At 55.6% G+C, this 24329-nt stretch carries 21 protein-coding genes; 1 reads left to right on the forward strand and 20 read right to left on the reverse strand.

Going from position 1 to position 24329, the window contains the following annotated elements:
* Positions 1-5: 5 nt before the first annotated feature.
* The 17 genes from wzxC to L2Y28_RS14070 form a co-directional block, all read right to left on the reverse strand.
* Positions 6-1484 (reverse strand): colanic acid undecaprenyl disphosphate flippase WzxC, encoded by a 1479-nt coding sequence (wzxC, locus tag L2Y28_RS13990; protein ID WP_022648629.1) that lies wholly within the window; start codon positions 1482-1484, stop codon positions 6-8.
* 1 nt (position 1485) lies between these two features.
* Positions 1486-2880, reverse strand: a complete 1395-nt coding sequence (gene wcaJ, locus L2Y28_RS13995; RefSeq protein WP_022648630.1) for an undecaprenyl-phosphate glucose phosphotransferase — start codon at positions 2878-2880, stop codon at positions 1486-1488.
* 95 nt (positions 2881-2975) lie between these two features.
* Positions 2976-4346, reverse strand: coding sequence for a colanic acid biosynthesis phosphomannomutase CpsG (cpsG, locus tag L2Y28_RS14000; protein WP_022648631.1), 1371 nt, complete (start codon positions 4344-4346; stop codon positions 2976-2978).
* 108 nt (positions 4347-4454) lie between these two features.
* Positions 4455-5891, reverse strand: a complete 1437-nt coding sequence (gene cpsB / locus L2Y28_RS14005) for a mannose-1-phosphate guanyltransferase (protein WP_022648632.1) — start codon at positions 5889-5891, stop codon at positions 4455-4457.
* A 3-nt stretch (positions 5892-5894) separates the two neighbouring features.
* Entirely contained in the window at positions 5895-7118 is a 1224-nt protein-coding gene (gene wcaI, locus L2Y28_RS14010) for a colanic acid biosynthesis fucosyltransferase WcaI (RefSeq protein WP_022648633.1), read from the reverse strand.
* Entirely contained in the window at positions 7115-7594 is a 480-nt protein-coding gene (locus L2Y28_RS14015) for a GDP-mannose mannosyl hydrolase (RefSeq protein ID WP_072201098.1), read from the reverse strand. The genes wcaI and L2Y28_RS14015 overlap by 4 nt, the downstream gene beginning before the upstream one ends.
* A gap of 2 nt (positions 7595-7596) precedes the next feature.
* Complete coding sequence (locus tag L2Y28_RS14020; protein ID WP_015572377.1) at positions 7597-8562, reverse strand: GDP-L-fucose synthase; 966 nt, start codon at positions 8560-8562, stop codon at positions 7597-7599.
* A 2-nt stretch (positions 8563-8564) separates the two neighbouring features.
* Complete coding sequence (gene gmd, locus L2Y28_RS14025; protein WP_003863514.1) at positions 8565-9686, reverse strand: GDP-mannose 4,6-dehydratase; 1122 nt, start codon at positions 9684-9686, stop codon at positions 8565-8567.
* A 24-nt stretch (positions 9687-9710) separates the two neighbouring features.
* Positions 9711-10259, reverse strand: a complete 549-nt coding sequence (wcaF, locus tag L2Y28_RS14030) for a colanic acid biosynthesis acetyltransferase WcaF (RefSeq protein ID WP_022648635.1) — start codon at positions 10257-10259, stop codon at positions 9711-9713.
* A 16-nt stretch (positions 10260-10275) separates the two neighbouring features.
* Positions 10276-11022, reverse strand: coding sequence for a colanic acid biosynthesis glycosyltransferase WcaE (wcaE, locus tag L2Y28_RS14035; RefSeq protein WP_022648636.1), 747 nt, complete (start codon positions 11020-11022; stop codon positions 10276-10278).
* Between the two features lie 16 nt (positions 11023-11038).
* Positions 11039-12259, reverse strand: a complete 1221-nt coding sequence (gene wcaD / locus L2Y28_RS14040; RefSeq protein ID WP_022648637.1) for a colanic acid polymerase WcaD — start codon at positions 12257-12259, stop codon at positions 11039-11041.
* Entirely contained in the window at positions 12234-13451 is a 1218-nt protein-coding gene (gene wcaC, locus L2Y28_RS14045; RefSeq protein WP_022648638.1) for a colanic acid biosynthesis glycosyltransferase WcaC, read from the reverse strand. The genes wcaD and wcaC overlap by 26 nt, the downstream gene beginning before the upstream one ends.
* Positions 13448-13939 (reverse strand): colanic acid biosynthesis acetyltransferase WcaB, encoded by a 492-nt coding sequence (wcaB, locus tag L2Y28_RS14050; protein ID WP_022648639.1) that lies wholly within the window; start codon positions 13937-13939, stop codon positions 13448-13450. Before wcaB ends, wcaC begins: the two co-directional genes overlap by 4 nt.
* Positions 13939-14781 (reverse strand): colanic acid biosynthesis glycosyltransferase WcaA, encoded by an 843-nt coding sequence (wcaA, locus tag L2Y28_RS14055; protein ID WP_006811246.1) that lies wholly within the window; start codon positions 14779-14781, stop codon positions 13939-13941. The genes wcaB and wcaA overlap by 1 nt, the downstream gene beginning before the upstream one ends.
* A gap of 122 nt (positions 14782-14903) precedes the next feature.
* Complete coding sequence (gene wzc / locus L2Y28_RS14060; RefSeq protein WP_022648640.1) at positions 14904-17066, reverse strand: tyrosine-protein kinase Wzc; 2163 nt, start codon at positions 17064-17066, stop codon at positions 14904-14906.
* A 2-nt stretch (positions 17067-17068) separates the two neighbouring features.
* Positions 17069-17512: a low molecular weight protein-tyrosine-phosphatase Wzb gene (gene wzb, locus L2Y28_RS14065; RefSeq protein ID WP_003862078.1), complete on the reverse strand. Its 444-nt coding sequence runs from the start codon at positions 17510-17512 to the stop codon at positions 17069-17071.
* 6 nt (positions 17513-17518) lie between these two features.
* Entirely contained in the window at positions 17519-18655 is a 1137-nt protein-coding gene (locus L2Y28_RS14070; RefSeq protein ID WP_022648641.1) for a polysaccharide export protein, read from the reverse strand.
* 693 nt (positions 18656-19348) lie between these two features.
* Here L2Y28_RS14070 and L2Y28_RS14075 point away from each other — a divergent pair.
* Positions 19349-20932, forward strand: coding sequence for a TerC family protein (locus L2Y28_RS14075; RefSeq protein WP_015572372.1), 1584 nt, complete (start codon positions 19349-19351; stop codon positions 20930-20932).
* A 90-nt stretch (positions 20933-21022) separates the two neighbouring features.
* On the opposite strand, the gene asmA is transcribed toward L2Y28_RS14075, so the two are convergent.
* The 3 genes from asmA to udk form a co-directional block, all read right to left on the reverse strand.
* Positions 21023-22873, reverse strand: a complete 1851-nt coding sequence (asmA, locus tag L2Y28_RS14080; RefSeq protein ID WP_022648642.1) for an outer membrane assembly protein AsmA — start codon at positions 22871-22873, stop codon at positions 21023-21025.
* 23 nt (positions 22874-22896) lie between these two features.
* Positions 22897-23478: a dCTP deaminase gene (gene dcd, locus L2Y28_RS14085; protein WP_006811250.1), complete on the reverse strand. Its 582-nt coding sequence runs from the start codon at positions 23476-23478 to the stop codon at positions 22897-22899.
* Positions 23479-23569: 91 nt separating this feature from the next.
* Positions 23570-24211 (reverse strand): uridine kinase, encoded by a 642-nt coding sequence (gene udk / locus L2Y28_RS14090; protein ID WP_000130320.1) that lies wholly within the window; start codon positions 24209-24211, stop codon positions 23570-23572.
* Positions 24212-24329: the final 118 nt, after the last annotated feature.

Here is a 24329-nt window from a genome sequence, read left to right on the forward strand (position 1 = left end):
TAAAATTAGCCTGCGCGAAGCAGCGTTTTCATTTTTTCGTTACGGCAAAACTGGCGCTTTATCTCAACCACCAGCGCATTGCGTGACAGCACAATCATCACGCCGAATGCCAGCGCGCCTGCCGCGACCTGCACCGCAAGCAGCGCCGCCAGCGGCAGATGCCCGTTGAGCACCACGCCAAGGCCGTAGCTCACCGCCAGAGTCGGTAAGGAGAGATAAAACGGCAGCCACAGGCTGAGAATGTACTGACGGTAGCTGGAGCCCAGCACCGGTTTGATCATCACGAAGTAGCTCAGCACGGTATTGACGATCTGCACCAGCAGGAAGCCGAGCGTCACGCCAATGGCACCCGCCATGTGCCCGCCCACAATAATTGCCGGAATAAACAGGAAGGTTTTAAACACGTTGAACTTGAAGCTGATATCCACGCGCGCCTTCGCCATCAGCAGAGAACCAATCGGGTTCCCCACCGAGCGCAGCAGCCCCACGACGCACAGCAGTTGCAGGATTGGGATGATGCTGTTCCACTTCTCGCCAAACACCAGCGGTACGAAATTGCTGGCGACCACCATCAGCCCCAGCAGGACCGGGAAGTTGATGATCCCCACCACGGAGAGCAGCTTGTAAAAGTTCACGCGCAGCTTCTCGGTATCGTCCTGAATTTTGGCGAACGCCGGGAACAGCACGCGGGTAATAATAGGGTTGAGCTTCATCGGCGGGACAACCGCTACGTTATACGCCAGGTTGTAGCCACCCGCGACGCTCGCGCCCAGAATGCGCGCCAGCACCAGCGTGGAGAGGTTAGTATTTACGTAGTTGATAATGCTGTCTGCCGTCAGCCACGCGCCGAAGCGCAGGTTGGATGAAACAGACGCCAGCGAAAAATGCAGCCCCGGGCGATAAATCTTACGGCCAAAGAAGCCGAACAGCAGCGTGCGCACGGCAGAGTTAACCAGGTAGCCGAGGATGGCGGTCATCGCCAGCGGCCAGAAATGGGCGCTGACCACGGTGAAGGTAAAGCCCGCCAGCACGGCGCTGGTTTCAATCATGCCGATTTTGTTGAACTCCAGCTCTTTCTGCATCAGCGCACGGAACTGCTGCCCGTGCGGGATCACCACGAAAGCAAACGACAGGGTGCGCATCAGCGGCGCCAGGTCCGGGTTATGCAGCACGCCGGCAATCACATCGCTCAGCAGGAACACCAGCACAAAGACGAAGATACCCAGCCCGACGTTCAGCCAGTAGAGGGTGGTCAACTCAAGATGGCTGATCTCTTTGCGCTGGATAATGGAGTTGGCGATACCAAAGTCCGACAGCGTATCGGCCAGGGCGATAATCACCAGCGAGACGGTCAGCAGACCAAACTGGTGGTTATCGATAATGCGCGCCAGCACCGTCATCTGCACCAGGCCGAGGCCAATGATGACGATGGTGGCCATGGCTGACCATTTTGCGCCGCTGATGGTTTTTTCTCGTAAGCTCATCTTAGTACGCCGCTTTGTTCACGAAGCCTTTGAAAATGGTCAGAAAAACAATCTTGATATCGAACCAGAGGCTCCACTCGCGGATGTACTCCAGATCGAACTCGATGCGTTTTTCCATTTTTTCCAGCGTGTCGGTCTCGCCGCGCCAGCCGTTGATCTGCGCCCAGCCGGTGATGCCTGGCTTCACCTTATGGCGCAGCATGTAGCCTTCAATCAGGGTACGGTACTGCTCGTTATGGGCCACGGCGTGAGGACGAGGACCGACGATGGACATCCCGCCGGTGAACACGTTGATGAACTGCGGCAGCTCATCGAGCGAGGTACGGCGCAGGAAGTTACCCACGCGGGTGACGCGCGGATCGTTCTGCGTCGCCTGGGTCACCACCTTGTCGTTCTCCATCACCTTCATGGAGCGGAATTTCCACACCATGATCGGCTTACCGTCCATGCCGTAGCGGGTCTGACGGAAGATGATCGGCCCCGGAGAGCTGAGCTTCACCGCCAGCGCAATGCAGCACAGCACCGGGGAGATGAGCAGCAGGATCAGGGACGAAAGTACGATATCCTCCACGCGCTTCAGCACGCGGTTAATCCCCGACAGCGGCGTGTCGTACAGCGGAACAACCGGTACCCCGTTGACCTCTTCAATACGGGAGTGAAGAATGTTGAAGGTGAAGACGTCCGGGATGAGGATCACCGAGCAGGTTGTATCGGCCAGCTCGCGCATCAGTGTCTTGATGCGGGATTCATCTTTCATCTGCATGGCGATGTAGACGTTGTGAATTTTGCCGGCTTTCGCGTCTTCTAACAGCTGTTCGTAGCTGCCCGCCCAGTCAGATGGTACGCCGCCGGGCTTCGCGTCGTGATAAACCCCGACCACTTCAAAACCTAACCACGGCTCTTTGCGGAAGCTGTCGAGCAACACCTGTCCCACCGGCAGGTCGCCCGCCACGGCAACAAAGCGACGGTTATACCCACGGTTGCGCAGCCAGCCCGCGCCAAAGCGGATCAGCGAGCGGCAGACCACCATGCCAACGCTGGTTAACAGATACCAGCAGAGATAGGTCACAAGCCGATTATCAAAATCATGGCTGAACGCCACCAGGCCTGCGCTGAAAATCAGGCTTAAGGTCCAGTTCTGGAGCAGCAGCATCAGTTCGGTGGTCATTTTGACGCCACGCCATGAACGATAGAAATCGGTCATGCCGCCGATCATCTGAAACACCACCAGCGCAATCAACGCCATCAGCAAGTGCATGTATAAGAACGGCTGCCCGCTGACCCAACACACCGCCCACAGTCCGCCGACCATGATGGTGATATCAGAAAAACGCTGCACCATAGAGATTAACGATGCATTCGTTCTCGCTCGCTCGCGCTTTTTTAGATTTGTCATCGTTGTTCCTTTAGTTCTAAACCTTTCCCCTCGCCCCTCACCCCGGCCCTCTCCCCAAAGGGGAGAGGGTTAGGGTGAGGGGTAAGGTTTTCTTTTTACTGATTCAACAGCGCCAGAATGTCCTTCGTTCGGGCTTCCATCAGCGCGGTATCGGCGCGGGACTCCACGTTCAGGCGCACCACCGGCTCGGTGTTGGAGGAGCGCAGGTTGAAGCGCCACTGCGGGAACGCCATGCTGATACCGTCGGTACGGTCAATCTCCAGCGCATGAATGGCAAAGTGCTGTTCGACGCGGGCGATGGCCTCGGCTGGCTGTGCCAGTTTGCTGTTGATCTCCCCGCTCGCCGGGAACGCCGCCATGCGGTCGCGCACCAGTTCGCCCAGGCTCTGTCCTTTCAGGCACAGCAGCTCGGTTACCAGCAGCCACGGGATCATCCCGCTGTCGCAGTAGGCAAAATCACGGAAATAGTGGTGGGCGCTCATCTCGCCGCCGTAGATGGCGTCTTCCTCGCGCATACGCTCTTTGATAAACGCGTGGCCGGTTTTAGACATCACCGGCTCGCCGCCCGCGGCCTTCACCACGTCGACGGTGTTCCAGGAGAGGCGCGGATCATGAATGATCTTCGCCCCCGGGTTTTTCTCAAGGAACGCTTCCGCCAGCAGGCCGACAATGTAATAGCCTTCGATAAACTGCCCTTTCTCGTCGAACAGGAAGCAGCGGTCGAAATCGCCGTCAAAGGCGATACCCATATCGGCGCCGTGCTCAATCACCGCGTTGCGGGTGTCGTCGCGGCACTCCGGCAGCAGCGGGTTAGGAATACCGTTCGGGAAGTTGCCGTCAGGCGTGTTGTGCACTTTGACGAAGGTCACCGGCACGTTCAGCGCCTTAAAGCGGGCTTCAAGTGCATCGACAACCGGGCCTGCCGCGCCGTTGCCGGAGTTAATCACCAGCTTCAGCGGTTTGAGGTTCGCCACGTTGATGTAGCCCAGCAGGTGGTCGATGTACTCTTTTTGCAGGTTGATCTGCTTATAGCTGCCGCGCTTCGCTTCGTTCACCGGCGGGAAGTCGTTGGCCTCGGCCAGACGCTGCACGTCGCGCAGACCGGTGTCGCCGCTGATAGGACGCGCGCCCTTGCGCACCAGCTTCATGCCGTTGTAGTCCATCGGGTTATGGCTGGCCGTCACTTCGATACCGCCGTCCACGCCCAGGTGGAAGGTGGCAAAATAGATCTCTTCGGTACCGGAAAGGCCAATGTCCAGCACGTCGACGCCCGCGTCCTGTAGCCCTTTCGCCAGCGCCAGTTTCAGGGATTCGCTGGTGAGACGCACGTCGCCGCCCAGCACGATAGTTTGTGGTTTCAGGTATTCGCCGTACGCGCGGCCGATGCGCCACGCAATATCTTCGTTCAGCTCTTCGCCCAGCTTGCCGCGAATATCGTAGGCTTTAAAACAGGTTAATTTTTCCATGATGACCCCTTTTTCAGGCAACAGTTGGCCCGCCCGTTAACAGGCTTAATTGTTTTTTATTCATTCGTAGGCCGGATAAGCGAAGCGCCATCCGGCGTTAAGACGGCGCTACACCCGCCCGTAGCGGTCCTGGAAGCGCACGATATCGTCCTCTTCCAGATACGAACCGGAACGCACCTCAATTAAGTCGAGTGGAATTTTCCCCGGGTTTTCCAGGCAGTGCGTGGCACCCAGCGGAATATAAATGGACTCGTTTTCACCGAGCAGCTTCACTTCACCGTTGATGGTCACTTTGGCGGTTCCCGCCACCACTACCCAGTGTTCGGCGCGGTGATGGTGCATCTGCACCGACAGCCCTTCACCCGGCTTCACGGTGATGCGTTTCACCTGATAGCGCTCGCCAGCGTCGATGGAGTCATATTTGCCCCACGGGCGGTAGACTTCACGGTGAATATGGTGTTCGTGGCGGCCATCGGCCTTGATCTGCTCCACCACTTTTTTAACGTCCTGCACGGCATTACGGTCGGCAATCAGCACCGCGTCTTTGGTCTGCACGACCACCAGATCTTTCACCCCTACCGTGGTGACAAGGCCAGATTCGGCGTAGACGTAGCTGTTTTCCGTTTTGTGGCTGATCACATCACCGTGATGGACGTTACCCTCCGGGGTATGCGCGCTAATCTCCCACAGTGACGACCAGGAGCCAACGTCGCTCCAGCCCGCATCCATCGGCACCACTACCGCATCTGCCGTACGTTCCATCACCGCATAGTCAATGGACTCTTCCGGACAGGCGAGGAAGGCTTCTTCGTCCACGCGGATAAAATCGAGATCCGGATCCACCACCGCCATCGCTTTTTCGCAGGCATTTAAGATATCCGGGCGATATTTTTCCAGCTCTTCCAGGTAGCGACCGGCGCGGAACAGGAACATACCGCTGTTCCAGTAGTATTCACCGCTGGCCACGTAGGCCTGGGCGGTTTCCAGATTCGGTTTTTCGACAAACTGCGCCACGTCAAAGGCCACGCTGTCGCCTTCACCAGGCGTAACGCTGCCGCGGCGAATGTAGCCATAGCCGGTTTCCGGGAGATCCGGCACGATGCCGAAGGTCACCAGCTTGCCGTTCTCAGCGTAAGGAATCGCCGCGCGAACCGCGTCGCGGAAGGCGTCTTCCTGCTGAATAACGTGGTCAGCCGCCAGCACCAGCATCAGCGGGTCGCAGTCCGGGCTGCTGCGTTTTGCCGCCAGCGCCGCAAGAGCAATAGCAGGCGCGGTGTTGCGTCCGGCAGGCTCCAGAATGATATTTTCGGTCAGTTTATTCAGCTGGCGCAGTTGCTCGGCAACGATAAAGCGGTGCTGCTCGTTACAGATCACCACCGGGCTTTCACACTCCACGCCGTGCAGACGGTTAACCGTCGTTTGCAGCATGGTGAGGTCGCCCTTCAGGCACAGAAATTGTTTTGGATAAAGCACGCGGGACAGTGGCCACAACCGGCTCCCGGATCCACCCGCCATTACGACCGGATACAAAGTGGTTTGACTCATGATTTATCCCCGTATATCTGCAATAAATTGGCTCAGCACGTTCTCTTTCTCGAGCGTGCGTTCGGCATATTCACGTGCCACCGTGTTCTCTTTTGGCATGGCGAGTGCCTGCTCAATTCCGGTCACCAGCGCAGGAACCGATTCTGGCTCTACGCAAACGGCAATGCCCGGGTAGCTGTTGCACAGCTGGCCTAATTCTGTTGCGGCTTCTGCCGTAATCACCGCATTTCCGCCCACTGCCAGAATGTTGGTCAGCTTGGACGGCAGCACCGCATCCGCCGCGCCGCGTTTTTGCACCACCAGATGGCAATCCGCCATTTTCAGCAGCGCGGGCAGCGCGTCATAAGACTGAAGCGGGAAGAAGCGGATGTTGGTCAGTCCGCGCTCGCTGGCCATTTTTTCCAGCCGCGCTTTACCGCCGCCCTGCCCGACTATCACGAACATCCACGGGTGTTCGCTCAGCTGAAGCGCGGCGTCAATCACGCTCTCCAGCCCCTGTTTTTCGCCGATGTTGCCTGAGTAAAGAATGATTTTTTGATCTTCAGGCAAACCGAGCTGCGCGCGTAACGCCTGCGCATCCTGGTCTGTCACATCGCGGAAACGCGCCACTTCGGACCAGTTCGGAAAGAAGATCACCTTCTCCGCCGGGACACCCTTCTCCTGCGCCTTGTTCATCATCGAGCGCGAGATGGTCGAGACGTAATCCACGTTGTGCAGGCCGCTGCGCTCAAAGGCGCTGGCGAGCTTCGCCACCTTGCCGCCCTTGCCTTTCCCGGCCATCCCCAGCCCGAGCATGGCGTCCACTTCATAATCCTGAATGTGCAGCAGGGTGCGCGCGCCGGAGAGTTTGCCCAACAGGCGCATGCCTGGCGTGCAGAACAGGGTCGGCACCACGCCGATGATGCGATCCGGCTTCCAGCGACGTTGCGCCATCAGCGGGAAAAAACTGCTCAGGGCAAAGCTGCCCAGATGAATTAAACGTTTCAGCGTCGAGGGCTGTTTCGGCACGTAGAGCGGGCAGCGCCAGACGGTCGCAGCCCCCTCTTCGCGGCGGTAGCGCCAGCTGGAATAGCGTTCGCCTACCTTCCACTCCGGGTAATACGGCGGGGCGGTAATCACCCGCACGTCATGTCCCTGGCTCGCCATCCACTCGACCATCTCGCCGGTGTATTTCCCGATACCGGTAAGCTCCGGCGAGTAGTTAATTCCGTAGACGAGGATTTTCATAGGCCTGGCACCTCGGCCTGACGTTCCGCAAGGAAGTACGCCCGACTGTTGTCATGGACGTTGTCGCTTGCCAGCAGCGCCTCTGGCGTTAACCAGCGGTAATCGTCATGCTGAGAATCAGGCAGACGCAGGTCTGCCTCACTCACCTTCAGGCGGAACCCCAGCACGACGTAGTGCGTGGTGAACCCGGTGCCCGAAAAGTTATCGTCATAGAAGTGCTGCCAGACCCCGTAAAACTGGCCCGCTGCCATCGGCAGTTGCAGGCCCAGTTCCGCCAGAGTGAGACGCTCAAACGCATCGCTTAGCGTCTCATCCTTCTGCACGCGCCCGCCGGGCACGAACCAGAAGCCCTGTGCAGGACGATTGGTTCGTTTCCCCAGCAAGAACTCGCCGCGTTCGTTCTCCACGATCAAATCAATTGAGATGAGCGGAGTGGAACGCACCACCGTGGCAAAATCTTCCTGACTTAAAAACATCATTACCCCCGGAAGCGGTGCTGGTTTTCCAGGAACCACTGGTAGGTGCTGGCCAGCCCCTGCTCCAGTGAGACCTCGTGATACCAGCCAAGCTGATGCAGACGGGTCACGTCCAGCAGCTTGCGCGGCGTGCCGTCCGGTTTGGTGGCATCAAACACCACGCGTCCTTTGTAGCCCACCACCTGCGCGATGGTCTGCGCCAGCTCGCGAATGGTGCAGTCCACGCCGGTCCCGACGTTAATGTGCGACAGCATCGGCTCGGTGTTTTCCTGCCACACCTCGCGATCCAGCTCCATGACGTGAATGCTGGCTGCCGCCATATCGTCCACGTGCAGGAACTCGCGCATTGGCGTGCCGCTGCCCCACACCACCACGTCCGGGGCGTTTTCGGCAGTCGCCTCGTGGAAACGACGCAGCAGCGCCGGGATCACGTGCGAATTGCTCGGGTGGAAGTTGTCGTGCGGTCCGTAGAGGTTGGTCGGCATCACCGAGCGATAGTCGCGGTTATACTGACGGTTGTACGATTCACACAGCTTGATCCCGGCAATTTTGGCAATCGCGTACGGCTCGTTGGTGGCTTCCAGCGTGCCCTGCAACAGTTCGCTCTCGGCGATCGGCTGTTTCGCCATTTTTGGGTAGATACAGGATGAACCGAGGAACAGCAGCTTGTTCACGTTGTGCAGATGCGCCGCGTGAATGATGTTGCTCTCAATCATCATGTTCTCGTAGATGAAATCCGCCGGGTAGGTGTTGTTAGCGACAATGCCGCCCACCTTCGCCGCCGCCAGATACACCTGGTCGATACGTTCGCTGGCGAAGAAGTCCTGCACCGCTTTGCTGTCAAGCAAGTTCAGCTCGTCGCGGGTGCGAACAATCACCTCAACGTCGCCGCGCTGTTCAAGCTGGCGGACAATCGCGGAACCCACCATTCCGCGATGACCGGCGACAAAAATACGTTGTTTTGTCATTCTCAGGACTCCAGCGCGATGGCAACCTCGTAGCCATGGGACTTGAGCAGGGAGTGTTTTTTCGCTGCTTCAAGATCTTTGGCCACCATCTCGGATACCATTTCTTGCAGGGTGGTTTCTGGTTTCCAGCCCAGCTTCTCGTGCGCTTTGGTTGGGTCGCCCAGCAGGGTTTCCACTTCAGCAGGACGGAAGTAACGCGGATCCACCTGAACAATCACGTCGCCTGGCTTCACGCCCGGTGCGTCGTGGCCGGTCACGGAAACAACGATACCCTTCTCTTCCACGCCGGTGCCTTCGAAGCGCAGCTTGATGCCCAGCTGTGCCGCAGCCATCTCAACGAACTGACGTACGGAGTACTGCACGCCGGTCGCGATCACGAAGTCTTCTGGCTGTTCCTGCTGCAGCATCATCCACTGCATTTTCACGTAGTCTTTCGCATGGCCCCAGTCACGCAGGGAGTCCATGTTGCCGAGGTGCAGGCAAGACTCCAGGCCCTGAGCGATGTTGGCGATAGCGCGGGTGATTTTACGGGTCACGAAGGTTTCGCCACGACGTGGGGATTCGTGGTTGAACAGAATGCCGTTACAGGCGTACATGCCGTAGGATTCACGGTAGTTCACAGTGATCCAGTAAGCGTACAGTTTCGCTACCGCGTACGGAGAACGTGGGTAGAACGGCGTAGTCTCTTTCTGCGGAATTTCCTGCACCAGACCATACAGCTCAGAGGTAGATGCCTGATAGAAACGGGTTTTCTTCTCAAGACCCAGGAAGCGAATCGCTTCCAGCAGACGCAGGGTACCCATGGCGTCCACGTCAGCGGTGTATTCCGGGGATTCGAAGGAGACCGCAACGTGGCTCATCGCGCCCAGGTTGTAGACTTCATCCGGCTGTACTTCCTGCAGGATGCGGGTCAGGTTGGAGGTATCGGTCAGGTCGCCGTAGTGCAGGTGGAATTTCGGGTTCGCCGCGTGAGGATCCTGATAAATATGATCGACACGTTCGGTGTTAAATGAAGAGGCACGACGTTTAATACCGTGTACTTCATACCCTTTTTCCAGCAGTAACTCTGCCAGGTAAGAACCATCCTGCCCGGTAACGCCGGTGATGAGAGCGACTTTAGACATGTTTATATTCCTCTACTTATGAATTTAATCAGTTTCAACGCGTTCGCGTATCACCACTGCGGGGTTGCCACGGCAAATTTTATTTGCCGGTAGCGATTTAAAAACGCTGCTGCGGGCACCGACTACCGTGCCATCGCCAACAGAAACACCGGGTGCAACAAAGACGTCTGTTGCCAGCCAGCATTTTTCACCGATCACAACAGGCGAAGCGGTAATATCAAAATGCGGGCTCATAAAATCGTGGCTGCCGGCGCACAAATAACACTTCTGTGAAACCACCGAATTTGCGCCAATCGTAATCTCGCCAAGGGTATATAACACCGCGTCATCCCCAACCCAGGCGTAATCCCCAAGCGTTAATTTCCAGGGATAAGTAATTTTCACCGAAGGACGAATGACTACGTTTTTTCCTATTTTTGCGCCAAACAGACGCAGTAAAAATGCGCGCCAGCGGTACAGTATTTGCGGCGACAAGGCAAATAACGTTGCCTGTACAGCCCACCACAGTTGAACTTTAATACCGCTCCCGCCCCGAAAACCTTTCGGCACGGAGAATCCATTTAATTCCTGCATTACGTTTCCTTATATCTCAGGCTTTGTTATATAAGGCTTTCGCTTTACCCGTCGTTTTCAGACGTAAGAAATAAGATAATTCCGCCCAGAACCCCGGCACGCGTAATATTTTACGCTGCACGTTTTTGGCATCCTGGCACAATTCCAGATTATTCGAGGTTGACACGCCGCCCATTGAAAATTCGGATACCAGTCCTTTAATTCGACGGAACGGGTAGCCAGATTTGTACAGGCTGGCGGCCAGGGCATAATCTGATGACACTTTATAACGCAAATCGTAAGGCTGCTTTTTCAGGCCGCTCATCGGAAAGAAAATAGCCTGATGGCTTGCCGGCAAGCTGTGGTAGATATACCAGCCTGGTTTCGCGCCGCGCAGGACTTTTTTCCCCTCGCCGAAATCAAGCAGCGCATCACCGATAAACATGGCATCTTCTTTCTGGCGCGCCAGCTGGCGTGCAAACAGCGCCACATCTTCATGGAACACGTCGCCGGAATTGAGGAAGATGGCGTAGCGCCCCTGCGCCATGTTGATGCCTTTATTCATGGCATCGTAAATGCCTTTATCTTTCTCGCTGATGTAACGTAAGTTGAACTCACCGTTAAGTTTTTCCAGGAACTCCGCCGTGCCGTCGTTCGAGCCGCCATCGACCACGATCCACTCAAAGGTGAGGCTCGGATCGCGCGCCAGGTTGCGCAGCGAGCGCCAGGTTTTTACCACCCCTTCGTGGTTACGAAAGGCGACAGTAATGACGCTAAGAAACATAAATCACCTCATTTCGTCATACGCTCGTAATATTCAGCGCTTTGCGCAAAATAAACGGACATACAATTAAGAATGCATATTCCGGGCTAAATATTGACCCGGTAAAAAACAACGACACCGGTGTGAACAGATAAAGTTGCACGCGAAAGTTCTGGTTATCACCAAACGCGTTAATCATCATTTTGAAAACTTTAAACAGATACCACAGTGTCAACAGTACGGCGAACCAGGAAAAATAGATAATTAACAGATACAGACCATTGTCTATGGTTTTACCGACATCCGCACCGTTAAAGATTCCGAATGATGCAACATATTCGTAAAGTGAGCCGAATCTTACTACGCCATCAATATGGGTTAAGGAATAACCCACCATCACCAGTGGACCAATGATGCGATAATAGGACGACGAACCTTCCGTTCCCAAATCACCCAGACGTTCAGAAATGTACGGGAAGGCGAATATTACGCCCACTAAAAATACCGTCAGAGAAATGATCGCCAGCGGCAGTTTTTTCTTAATCGCCTCTTTGTTCAGGTACTGGAACGCCCACTCCAGCAGGTAAAACAGAATAAACGTCATTACCCCTGAGAACGACCCTGACAGAACGATTCCTGCAAGAATCATAGCATCGGTCTTGGGGGTTTTGATACCGAACTGTTTGATGCTGAGCCAAATTGAGATTAATGCCAGAGCAAAAAACGCCGGTTCAAAATAGAGCGCAGTGGTACGCTTGCCACCAAACTTAATGAAGTTCAGTACATAGCTGTTACTGTATATAAGATATTTCGAAATTATTTCCATCAGGCTACTGCCGCCTGTGAGAATAATTTGCGCCATCTCCAATGCCGCAAGCATAACAATCAGCCCGACGACAATATAAAAGAACCTGAGGATTTTCCTATAATTGTGCGGAGAGATAGTTTTAAAACGAATACTCCACACCATGCCAATAATGATAACGATATAAACAAACAGCATGGTGGAGGTGACATATTTGCTGGCGTCCAGCGACTGACCAAAGATGTAGTTAAACGCCGTCAGACCAAACCCGATCCCCAGCGCAATCATCAGCTTTTTGAGGTTAAGCTTATCAACGTATAGCAACAGCAGAACCGGCAGGAAGGTGACGATGGTGATTGGGAAGCTTTCACCGAGCTGGGCAATCTTGACGTTGACCAGCAGGTAGATCAGCGGCAGCAGCAGATAACTACAGATTCTGATAGAACGAGACATACTCCTCCAGCATCTGTTGTCCACTGTACGCTTTGCGGCTGCGGTTGCGGAACGATTCCAGGTCCGTGCCAAAAACAGCCTGCGCGATATCGGCCTTCGACAGCTGCACCAGCGGCAGCACCTCGTTCTCACTGAAGGTTTTACCGCCCGATTTCTCCAGCACTTCGCGCGCCGCGTCGCTGTGGGTGGCAATGACCGGCACGCCAATGGAGAGCGCTTCGCACAGGATCAGCGGGTAGTTGTCCACGCGGGAGCTGAACACCAGCGCGTCCATACCGTTGAGAGCGCTCATCAGTTTGCGCTTGTCGGTTTCAAACCCGTGATTCACCACGTTAGCGCCTTCGAACGGCGAGAATTTGCCGAAGGTATGCAGTTCAATCTTGTCGCCGAGCGCCATCATGTCGCGCACCAGCTGTTGGTTGGTTTTGCCGTCGTAGCGCAGGTCATGGGCGACGACAGCGATTTTCGGCTTGCCCGTGGTAATGGCTACGGGCGTCAGTTCGGCCAGGATCTCTTCCGTCGCCACATCAATACCGTTGTTGATAATCTGGCAGCGCCCTGCTCCGTACAGGCTATTGAAGGCATCTGCCACGTGCTGGCTTGGAGAGATAAAGGTGCAGCCGAGCGAGAGCATGTCGCGGAACAGCTGACGCTTGCCCTCAACCAGCTGATGCGCGCGATCGACCTTCACCGGCGGATAGTTGCTGAGCGTAGGGCATTTCTGGCAGTTATCTTTCCAGCCTTCGCAGCCGTCGGTAAAGGCGCAGCGTCCGGTCACGCTCCAGTGGTCGTGTAGCGTCCAGACGAAACGGGTGTCCGCCTTGTGCGCCTTCACTTTGCCACAAAACGCTACCACCTCTTCCAGATTCAGCCAGTAGCTGTGTAGCACGTGGAAGTGCAGCACAACCGGCCCGCGGGTGCGGGTGACGGTGCGGTAGAGGTTATTCAGGTTGCCGAACAGGTCGCGGTTAAACAGGCGGAACAGCGCAATATTGGCGATGGAGGTCAGACGTGGCGTCTGCTTCAGCACATGCGGATAGTTATCATGGCTGACGCTTTTCTTGCCGCCCTTGCCGTAACCGTAAACAAAGCGCGACTGTAATCCTTTTTGCAGCGCGCGCTGGTGCAGATCCAGCGCTACGCCTGCCGCCCCGCCCTCTGCGAGGCGTACGTTAAATTGCAGAATGTTCATTTAATCACCTTCACGCGGGCTTTCTCGCCCACCACCAGCGCATTGTCCGGAATGCTGTCCAGCACCACGCTGCCTGCGCCAACCGTCACGTTATTGCCCACGGTAATCTCCCCGATCATCACCACGTTGGCGCCCAACTCGACGTTATTGCCAATCACCGGGCAGGCCAGGCTGTCTGGCCCACGGTTGCCGATTGTCACCCCGTGGCGAATGGTGAAATCATCACCCGCGACGACGAATTTGTTGATGACAACCGCATAGCCGTGATGAATGGTAAAGCGGCGGCCAATGGTGGCTGCGGCCTGAATTTCATAGCCAAAAAAGCATTCGTTGATGATGCGGTACAGCACCAGCACCGGCGCGGCCCAGATATTGTTCAGCACATTTTTTTTGCGCCACACCGAGCAAAAGTGCGCAATACGGTAGGCCAGAACCATGCAGCACGGGCGCAGGCTCCAGCTGTTAGCGCGGCAATCTTCCAGAAACATTATTTCCCCCGAAGCCCGTCAGCCAGACGCTTGCCGTTACGCACCGACAGCAGCGTCAGCAGCGTGCGCCAGTTCATGCGCTTATTGCGGATCTGATAGAGGGTAAAGAGCTGATACTTCCGACTGGCACGGTCAAACTTGTCCTTGTGCTTGCGGTAAAAATGGAAGTAGCCCGAGAATTTTTTCGGTGACGAGGTGATCTGCATCTCCCCGTGGTTGATGTGCAGGATCTGCGTGGCCTCTTCCACCTTCCACGGCTCGCCGTACTCCACCACCATCCGCAGGAAAATGTCGTAGTCCTGTGCGGCCTTCAGCTCGGTATCGAACAGACACTCCTTAAAGCGCCAGGCCCAGGTAAACACCTGGTTGCCGATAATGTTGCGCTTGTAGAACAGGCGGCGGGAATACGGTGATTTCGGATACAGCGGCAGGCTGGCCGGCTGCGAATAGACCTCGCCCTGACAGACATAGTCGTTGGCATACAGAAACGCGTGGGTCACCAGCTGCGCTTTGTGCGACAGGAAGATCGACAGACGGTTTGGCGTCCATTCGTCATCATCGTCGATACCGGTCAGATACTGCCCTTTCGCCTGCATAATCGCCTGATTGCGCACCGCGCACGCCCCGGAGTTGATGGCGTTATGCGTGTACACCACGCGCGGGTCGTTCAGGTCTTCGACAAACTTTTGTAGCTGTTCGTAAGAGGAGGAACAGTCATCCACGATAATCAGTTCCCAGTTATCGTAATCCTGACGCAGGACCGATTTAATCGCGCGGATCGCCAGCTGCTGACGATTCCATGTCGGCATATAGATAGAAATCAAAGGGCGTTGTGTGCTCATGTATTCCTCCTGCCCCTCACCCCGGCCCTCTCCCCGAAAGGGAGAGGGTGAAAGACCGCACCAGGCAGTCCCCTCTCCCCTCAGGGGAGAGGGTTAGGGTGAGGGGTGTGGGGTGTGTTTTGTTATTTAGAGTCAGACTTGTATTCGTACTCGTAGTAGCCGTAATCCTGATAACCCGTCGCACGGCGGAAGATGGAGTTCAGAATGACCCCTTTCACCTCAATACCGTTCTGCTCAAAGCGGCTCAGGCTGGTTTCCACTTCCTTCAGGGTGTTCACCGCATAGCGTGCAACCATCAGCGTGGTGCCCGCATGACGCCCTACCACGGCGGCGTCGGTGACCGCCAGAATTGGTGGGGTATCGATCAGCACCAGGTCATAGTTTTTGCTTGCCCACTCGATCAGCTGCGTGAAGCGCTCGCTCATCAGCAGTTCAGACGGGTTCGGCGGTACCTGGCCACGCGGGATCAGGTCAAATTTCGGAATCGAGGTCGGCTTGGCGCTCTCGCTGATCTCCCCTTTACCCAGCAGGATTTCCGACAGGCCGTTAACGTTGTTGGTACCCAGCAGCTCATGGGTGTAGCCCTTACGCATGTCGCAGTCGATCAGCAGCACGCGCTTGTTGGTCTGGCTCACCACCGCCGCCAGGTTGGCACAGACGAAGGTCTTACCAATTGACGGGCTGACACCGGTCATCATCAGTACGTTGTTTTTGGCCTGCATCATGGCGAAGTGGAGGCTGGTACGCAGGCTACGCACCGCTTCAATCGCCAGGTCGGTCGGGTTACCCACGGCCAGCAGCTGGCTCTGTTTGTAACGCTTGACGCCCTTAACAGTTTTGACGCTGTCACGGGACTTCTGCCACTCCGAAAGCGGGATGCTGGCGTACACGCTGATCCCGTTCTCTTCCAGCACCTGCGGGCTTTCGATACCGCGGTTGAACAGCGAGCGCAGCAGCACGCCGACGATAGAGAGCATCAGGCCGAGAATAATGCTGCCGAGGATAATCAGCGCTTTCTTCGGCTTCAGCACGCCCGGCTGGGTAATCGCCGGGTCAACGATACGCACGTCGCCCACGGTGCTGGCTTCGGTGATTTTCAGCTCCTGCTGCTTGTTCAGCAGTTGCATGTAAACCTGCTGGCCGGATTCCACATCACGCGTCAGGCGTACGATTTCCTGCTGCGTCTTCGGCATCGCGGTCACGCGGTCATTCAGCTTCGCCTTCTCTTCTTCCAGGGTACGACGTTTCTCGAGCAGCGTGCGGTACGCCGGGTGACGTTTGGTATAGAGCTTGGAAATTTCCGCCTCTTTAAAGGTCAGCTCGTTCAGCTGCGCATCAATATTGACCATGGAGTCGAGAACCGATTTCGCCTCCAGCGGCAGGTCGACGGAGTCTTTATCCTGACGGTATGCGTTCAGCTTGTTCTCGGCGTCATCCAGACGGGCGCGCACCTCCGGCAGCTGTTTACTGAGGAACGCGAGGCTTTTAGCGGCTTCCGCTGACTTGCGCTCAACGTTCTGCTCAAGGTAGTTACGGGTGATGCTGTTCAGGATGTCGCGGATTTGATCCTTGTCTTCACCGGTGAAGGTCATGCTCAGGACGCCGGTATCCTTACCGTTTTCGGTGACGGTCAGGTTGTTTTGCAGATTGTTGATCATTCCGAGCGTCGAGAATTTGGTGACCGTAAACTCACCGCCCTCGTGCGCCTGGATGGCACCAACCCTGATGCTCACGCCATCTTTGGTCAGCATCTGCCCCACTTCGCCGCGCGCGCTGAAGCCTGCGTCGCTGGTCAGCTGATACTGTTTTGGTCCCAGCACGGTCAGGGTAAAGGTTTGGTCCCCAGCCCCTTTTGGAATCACGAAGTCGGTCACTTTTACCGTATCGTTACTGCGCCCCATCAGGCGATCCCAGCCTGCGCCAAACACCGGGAAGGTGTTTTTGGTGACCGCGATATCCAGCCCCAGATCGTGAACCGTTTTGCCCAATACCAGGCGCGACTGGATCAGCTGAATTTCAGCCTCCGATGCCGGCGGCTTGTTGGCCAGCGCAGAGCCGATATCCTGAACCAGCGAGTTTCCGGTATTTTGTTCGATCTGCACCAGCGCGTCGGCGCTGTAAATAGGCGTCGCGAACAGCGTATAAACGATCGCCGCCACGGCAAAGATGGCGGTTATACCCAGCACCCACCATTTCGCTTCAATAACGGTCCCGACCAGGCGACCGATATCGATTTCATCACTGCCCGACGTCGGGGCGGCAGAAGGTCTTGTTTTTTCTGTCATTGTTATCCCTGCTGAGCTTTCAATGCCTGCGCCCACTGGCGGGCAGACTGGTCTAGTAAGGTGTATACCGCCTCAAAGGCCTCGCGGCTCTTGCGATACGGATCGGGAATTTCGCGCTCACCATCCCAGTGACCAAACAGCATCACCTTGCCGCGCATCTCCGGTGCAATATCGCACAGCGCGTGAATGTGGCGTTTTTCCATCGCGAGGATCAGGTCATATTCCCGGCACATTCGGCCAGAGACCTGACGGGCAACGTGCCCGTCGAGTGAGAGGTTATGCTCAAGGGCGACGCTTGCGGCACGTTCGTCGGCACCTTTTCCGACCAGCGCGCCCAGCCCTGCGGAGTCGACCGTTAACGCAGGCTGGTAATTTTTCAACAGCCTTTCAGCCGTGGGGGAACGGCAAATGTTCCCCACACACACCACCAGAATTTTGTTAAACATCGCGGCTTACCAGGTATGAATGTCGCTCGCCGTATCCGTCATGTAGCGAACGCCACTGATGGTAGGCAGCAACTGGTTGATCAGACGGTTCCAGCGGGCAACCGGCGCGGTGGTGACATAGACCACATCGTATGGCTGGAGACGGAACGACGTTGCCATGACCAGCGACGTCGCGTCGGACATGTCCAGCTGGTAGATGTTGGCAATCTTGCCTTTCGCGTTTTCGCCTTTGATCGGACGGATCACAAAGATGCCGCTGGCGTTGGAGGCGGTCAGATCGATACCTTCCGCGTTGCCCAGCGCTTCGGTCAGGGTCATACCGCTGAAGTCCATCTTAAGGGTGCTCTGTTTCTTCACTTCACCCATCACGAACACTTTCAGATCGTCGTTGCGCGGCACGTAAAGAATATCGCCCGGATAGAGGAGACGGTTCTGGGTCAGGTCACCGTTTTGCATCAGCGCCTGAAGCGAAATGCGCTGCTCTTTGCCGTTGTGGGTGAGCACCACGTTGCGCCAGTCAGCACCGTCGGTTAAGCCGCCTGCGGCATTGATCGCATCAAGCACGGTGAGCGGGACGTTGGTGATAGCCTGCTGGCCGGATTTGTTGACCTGGCCTGAGATATAGGCTTTCTGGGATCGGAACGCGGCGATATTAACGTCCACCTGCGGGTCAGCAATGTACTGCGCCAGGCGGCCGGTAATATCACTACGGATCTCAGCAAGCGTTTTGCCCGCGACGTGCACTTTGCCAATGTAGGGATAGAACATGGTGCCATCGGACTGTACCCAGTTACCGGTGTCGCTTGAGCTGCGGTACTGGCCCGCAGGTGTGGTCAGTTCCGGGTGATCCCAGACGGTCACGTTAATCACGTCACCCGGACCAACGCGATACTGGTAAGAGGCAATTTCCTGGTCCAGAGACATATTTGGCTGAGCAACATTCGGACGTGGGCGTAATTGTTCTACCAGACGTGGGGTTAATGGGTAAACATTCACCATTTTGTCGAGATCAAAATCAGCATCCTGCTGTTTAATCACATCCTTGCCCATTGTTGACATATTGCTGCCGGGAAAGACCGTGCAACCACTCATCAAGGTCACAGACACCAATAATGGCATCAATTTCATTTTGGATTTCATCATTGATTATTTATCACTTTGGCAGAGTAATTATCCTGTGCAATTAAAATAAGCGCGGGTCGTGGTGACAATCAGAATGCAGTTAATCATTTAGCAATATAACTGGCATCAGTCCTAAAAAAAGCTTATTCATCCATTGGCTATTGACAGAATAATTGAGGCTGATTCACACGCTTTCAGGCACGCTACCGCCCTTGGCTTTCAGTTACCAATCCACTGACTAAACAATGCGTTATGGTTAGACACCCTCTTGGATCAGGCCTTTTGAGAAATATATCCGCCACCTTAAACGGGTGATTGATAATGTATAACCTTCACCAAAGACTGAAACAAAAATAGCAACAAGGAGATTTAACATTTGATGCTGGAAGAATTGTTGCAGCTAACCTAATAGCAGGCAAGGAGACAACCGTCCTAATATTCGTTTTTAAGATTAATATTAAGAGCAAAGTTTTGAGGTTTTCGGATTTTCTTTATATTGACAAAATAGAGCACCAGACCATTTATTGCGATATATCCTAAATATCGTCTTATGTAATTAAATCTTCGCATTTAACTTATTTACACAGCCCCGCAAATGGGTTTTACCTAAGTGTAGCATTAAGAGAAATCTCACCCCGGCATTGCAATTTCCGTCTGCTTTATCCATGATCGAAGTGTGACATTAGTCATATAACAGAAGGTATTGCATTTACTATGGAATGGATTGCCGATCCATCAATCTGGGCCGGGCTGGTGACGCTGGTCGTCATCGAATTAGTGCTCGGCATTGATAACCTGGTGTTTATCGCCATCCTTGCCGATAAATTACCCCCTTCACAACGCGACCGCGCCCGCGTGACCGGTCTTCTGCTCGCCATGGTGATGCGTCTGCTGTTACTGGCCTCAATATCATGGCTGGTCACGCTGACCAAACCCTTATTCAGCGTGCAGGGTCTGAGCTTTAGCGCCCGCGACCTGATCATGCTTTTCGGCGGATTGTTCCTGCTGTTCAAAGCCACGGTTGAGCTTAATGAGCGGCTGGAAGGAAAAGACAGTGAAAACCCCACCCAGCGGCGCGGCGCTAAATTCTGGCCGGTGGTCGCGCAGATAGTGGTGCTGGATGCCGTCTTTTCTCTCGACTCCGTGATTACTGCCGTCGGGATGGTTGACCATCTGGCGGTGATGATGGCCGCCGTGATCATTGCCATCACCCTGATGGTGCTCGCCAGTAAAGCCCTGACGCGCTTCGTGAACAGTCACCCGACTATCGTCATTCTCTGTCTGAGCTTCCTGCTGATGATTGGCTTTAGCCTGGTGGCGGATGGTTTTGGCTTCCATATCCCGAAAGGATATCTGTACGCTGCCATTGGTTTCTCGGTGCTTATTGAGTTTCTTAACCAGCTGGCCATTTTCAACCGCCGCCGTTTTCTTTCCGCGAACCAGACATTACGACAGCGCACCGCAGATACGGTGATGCGCCTGCTGAGCGGCAAAAAAGAGGATGCCGAGCTGGATGCTGAATCCGCTGCGATGCTAGCCGACCACAGCGACGGGCAGATCTTCAACCCGCAGGAACGCCGGATGATAGAGCGCGTGCTTAACCTCAACCAGCGCTCGGTCAGCAGTATCATGACCTCCCGCCACGACATTGAGCATATTGACCTGACGGCACCGGAAGAGCAGATCCGTGCCCTGCTGGATAAAAACCAGCACACCCGCGTGGTGGTGACCGGCGGAGAAGAGGAAGAAGAGCTGCTGGGCGTGGTACACGTGATTGACCTGCTGCAACAGCAGCTTCACGGTGAGCCGCTCAACCTGCGCGCGCTGGTGCGCCAGCCGCTGGTCTTCCCGGAAGCGCTGCCGCTGCTCTCCGCGCTGGAGCAGTTCCGCAACGCGCGTACCCACTTCGCGTTTGTCGTTGATGAGTTTGGTTCTGTGGAAGGGCTGGTGACGCTCAGCGACGTGATGGAAACCATCGCCGGTAATCTGCCTAATGAGGTGGATGAGATCGATGCGCGTCACGATATTCAGAAAAACGCCGACGGCAGCTGGACCGCCAACGGCCACATGCCGCTTGAAGATCTGGTGCAGTTCGTTCCGCTTCCGCTGGACGAGAAGCGCGAATACCACACCATTGCCGGTTTGCTGATGGAATATCTGCAACGTATTCCGCAGCCGGGCGAAGAGGTCCAGGTGGGGGATTACATGATCAAAACCTTGCAGGTCGAGAGCCATCGCGTGCAGAAGGTGCAGCTGATACCGCTGCGCGGTGAGGATGAGATGGATTTTGAGGTGTAAAAAAGCCGGGTGGCGCTTCGCTTACCCGGCCTACGGTGTCTGGCTTTTGTAGGCCGGGTAAGGCGAAGCCGCCACCCGGCACAACAGGCATCAGAGCTTATCGAGCAACTTTTTCACGTCCTTACCAGACTGAGACTCTTTATTGCGGTCCGCCCAGTCATTCAGCCGACGTTTCGCTTCATCCTGAAGGTGCTTACGCAGGATCTGATCGACCTGCAAACTGTAATTGAGTTCCTGCCATTTTCCGTACACGCGCAGCGGTATCGGCGTCTGTTTCAGGAACTCGACAAGCTGGCCTTCCCCTTCCCAGCCAGCCTTCACGCGGACGTTGAAGCGGGTGTCAACCGTCTCTTTCACCAGATCCAGCGCGCCGTTTCCGGTCAGCGCCAGCAGGGACGAGATTCCCTGCATCTCGTCGAGTGAGAGCTGACCGTTGTCGAGGGCAAGCTCGCTGGTAAAGCTGTCGAGACGGGTTGCGCTGTCGTAGTTTTCATTCGCCTTCACGCTGCTGCTGCGCTCTACCGCCTGCTGCACCAGTTGCTGGAAGTTCAGCCCTTCCATGCGCGAATCTTTTAGCTCAACGTGCGCCTGCCCCTTCCAGCTACGACGGAAGGCGTCCGCATCAATCTTCGTGCCGGAGAAATCCCCGGCCAGCGACAGCTGCCCCGTGAGGGAAATCGGGTAATTAAAGGCTTTCAGGATGGTGCCAATCTCAACGTTTTCCAGACGCGGCTGGAACGCGGCGCTGGCAACGTCTTTACGTACGTCCAGCGTGCCCGGCAGGGAGAGATTTCCTGCCCCCATTTTTCCGCTGAGCTCAGAGATGACCAGCAGGCCGTTGTGGTTGAACATCTGGCTGTTGACGTCAGTAAAATCAATCCCACGCCAGCGCACGCTGTTCGCTTTCAGCAGAATGTCGGCGGTAAATCCGCGCAGACCATTGTAGTCAGGCAGATCGAGATTGGAGGAGATCACCGGACGCGACTGCGTGACCTGGCTTTGCCCTACCTGCGCGACACCCTCATCGGTCGCATTCACCGTTTGGGCCGCGAGCAGGTTCTCAAGGTTCAGCTTGTCGAATTGCAGATCCAACACCCACTTGGGTTTCTCATCAAGCGTGACGCTCGCCTGCCCCTTCAGGGAACTGTCGTTGGCCTGGAGGTTGAGCGCGTTCAGTTCGAGCTGTTTGCGCTCTTCGTGCCACACCGCCTGCATCGTGCCCTGGCCGGCGATCCCCTTCGCGGGTAAATCCGCGCCGGTCAGCTGCCAGTTGACCTGCTGAACGTCCGCCGTCAGCTGGTGCGGGTAGTCAGAGGCGTTCACGTTCGCATTCATCGACAGGTTGAGATCGCGCTGGTTACGGTTGATCCGCCCGGAGAACTCCATGGTCGCGTGATGGTTGGCGTCCTGCTCCATCTTGAGGTTGATATTGCGGACGGTGATCTGTTCGTCATCCTCATGCTGGAAAACCAGCACGCTGTCAGCGACTTTCAGATTACCAATATCGAAAGACCAGCCAGTGTCAGACGGAACGTCAGGCAAAGTATTTTCACGCGGTGCGACCGGAGCATTCGCCTGACGAACGGCTTCGGTTTGTGGCGTAAGCTGAATCACCGCCCCTTTCAGCATCACCTGTTCAACCTGGAGCTGATGGGATAAGAGCGGGATGAGCGCGACATCAAGACGCATGTTATCCGCCGTAACAAGCGGCTGCGCGGCGCCCGGCGCGGTGAGCGACATACGTCCGGAGAGAATGCTGAGCTGCGGCCAGACGTGCCAGCGCAGCGGCCCGTCCAGCTTGAGTTCATACCCGCTGCGCGCTTCAACCTGCCGCACCATGTAGGTCCGGAAGTCATTCGGGTTAACCAGCAGCACCAACGCTGAAAGGCCAGCCACCAGCACCACCAGCAAAATCATCAGCGTTGTCAGAACTCTTCTCATGGCTTCCTCAGTGAACTCACAGATCAGTCTTTATCGATACGGCTGGCAACCGCACCCTGCTGGTCGCGATATTTTGCGTCCTGACGGCGGTTATAAGGACGGTCTGCCGGGCCGGTCAGCGGTTCGAAGCTCAACGCACCGATCATCATTCCCGGGCGAAGCGCCAGCGGCAGTTTACCGGCGTTAAAGAACTCCAGCACGATACGGCCAGACCAGCCCGGATCGATACGGTGCGCGGTGACGTGCACCATCAGGCCCAGACGCGCCAGAGAAGAGCGTCCGTCAAGCCAGCCGACCAGATCCGCAGGCAGCGTGACCGATTCAAAGGTCACCGCCAGCGCCAGTTCGCCAGGATGGAGATAAAACGCCTCTCCTTCTTCGATGACGATTTCGTCACTCATGACGCGATCCAGCGCCGCACTGACTTCGTCTTTCGGCCCGCTGAGGTCGATAAACGGTGCCGTGTGGCCGCTGAAGGTGCGGAACTTATTCCCCAGGCGTACATCGACGGTCACGCCGTTAATACGCTCAACCGGCGGACGCGGGGTGATAGACAGGCGGCCTTCATCCAGCCAGGCTTCTATATCGCGGTCACAAAGACGCATGGCACTTTCTCCTTTCGTGCATCGCGCCCTGAATCCTTACGGCGTCAGGGCAAAACCAGGTTATCTCTGAACGGTACACAATTCACACGGCTTATTCAAAAAACTGACTGATTTTCGCTTTTAAGATATCAATGGCAATACGGTTTTTACCGCCGCGAGGCACAATAATATCGGCGTATTGTTTAGAAGGCTCAATAAATTGCAGGAACATCGGGCGAACGGTTTTCTGATACTGCGCCATCACGGAGTCCATGGAGCGACCGCGTTCGTTAACGTCGCGTTTAATACGCCGCATCAGGCAGATATCCAGCGGGGTATCGACGAAAATCGAGAAGTTCATTGATTCGCGCAGACGGGCGTCGGTGAGCAGCAAAATCCCTTCAAGGATAATCACCTTCTTGGGCTCAATGCGGATCGTTTCCTGGGTGCGGGTATGTTCCACGTAACTGTAGACGGGCAGCTCAATCGCCTCGCCGCGCTTCAGCGCTTCCAGATGCTGGAACAGCAGACTGTGATCCATCGCACTGGGGTGGTCGTAGTTGGTTTTTACGCGCTCTTCCATCGAAAGATGGGATTGATCTTTGTAATAGCTATCTTCGGGAATAACACCGATATGCTCATCACCCACTTGTTCACGCAGTTCGCGATAAAGCGTACTGGCAATAAGACTTTTACCTGAAGCCGATGCGCCGGCAATGCCTATGATGACGCACTGATGAGACTTATCAGTCATAAATTTAGCGACCTGATTAACCTGGATGTAAGGAAGGACGACGCCGGAGCGTCAAACGCGGCAATTATAGGGATTTCGGTGGCGTGATACCAGTCGAATGCGCAGGTTATGCGAGGCG

Origin of the sequence: Enterobacter sp. JH25 (assembly GCF_021725435.1) — a bacterium.
Lineage (GTDB): Bacteria > Pseudomonadota > Gammaproteobacteria > Enterobacterales > Enterobacteriaceae > Enterobacter > Enterobacter intestinihominis.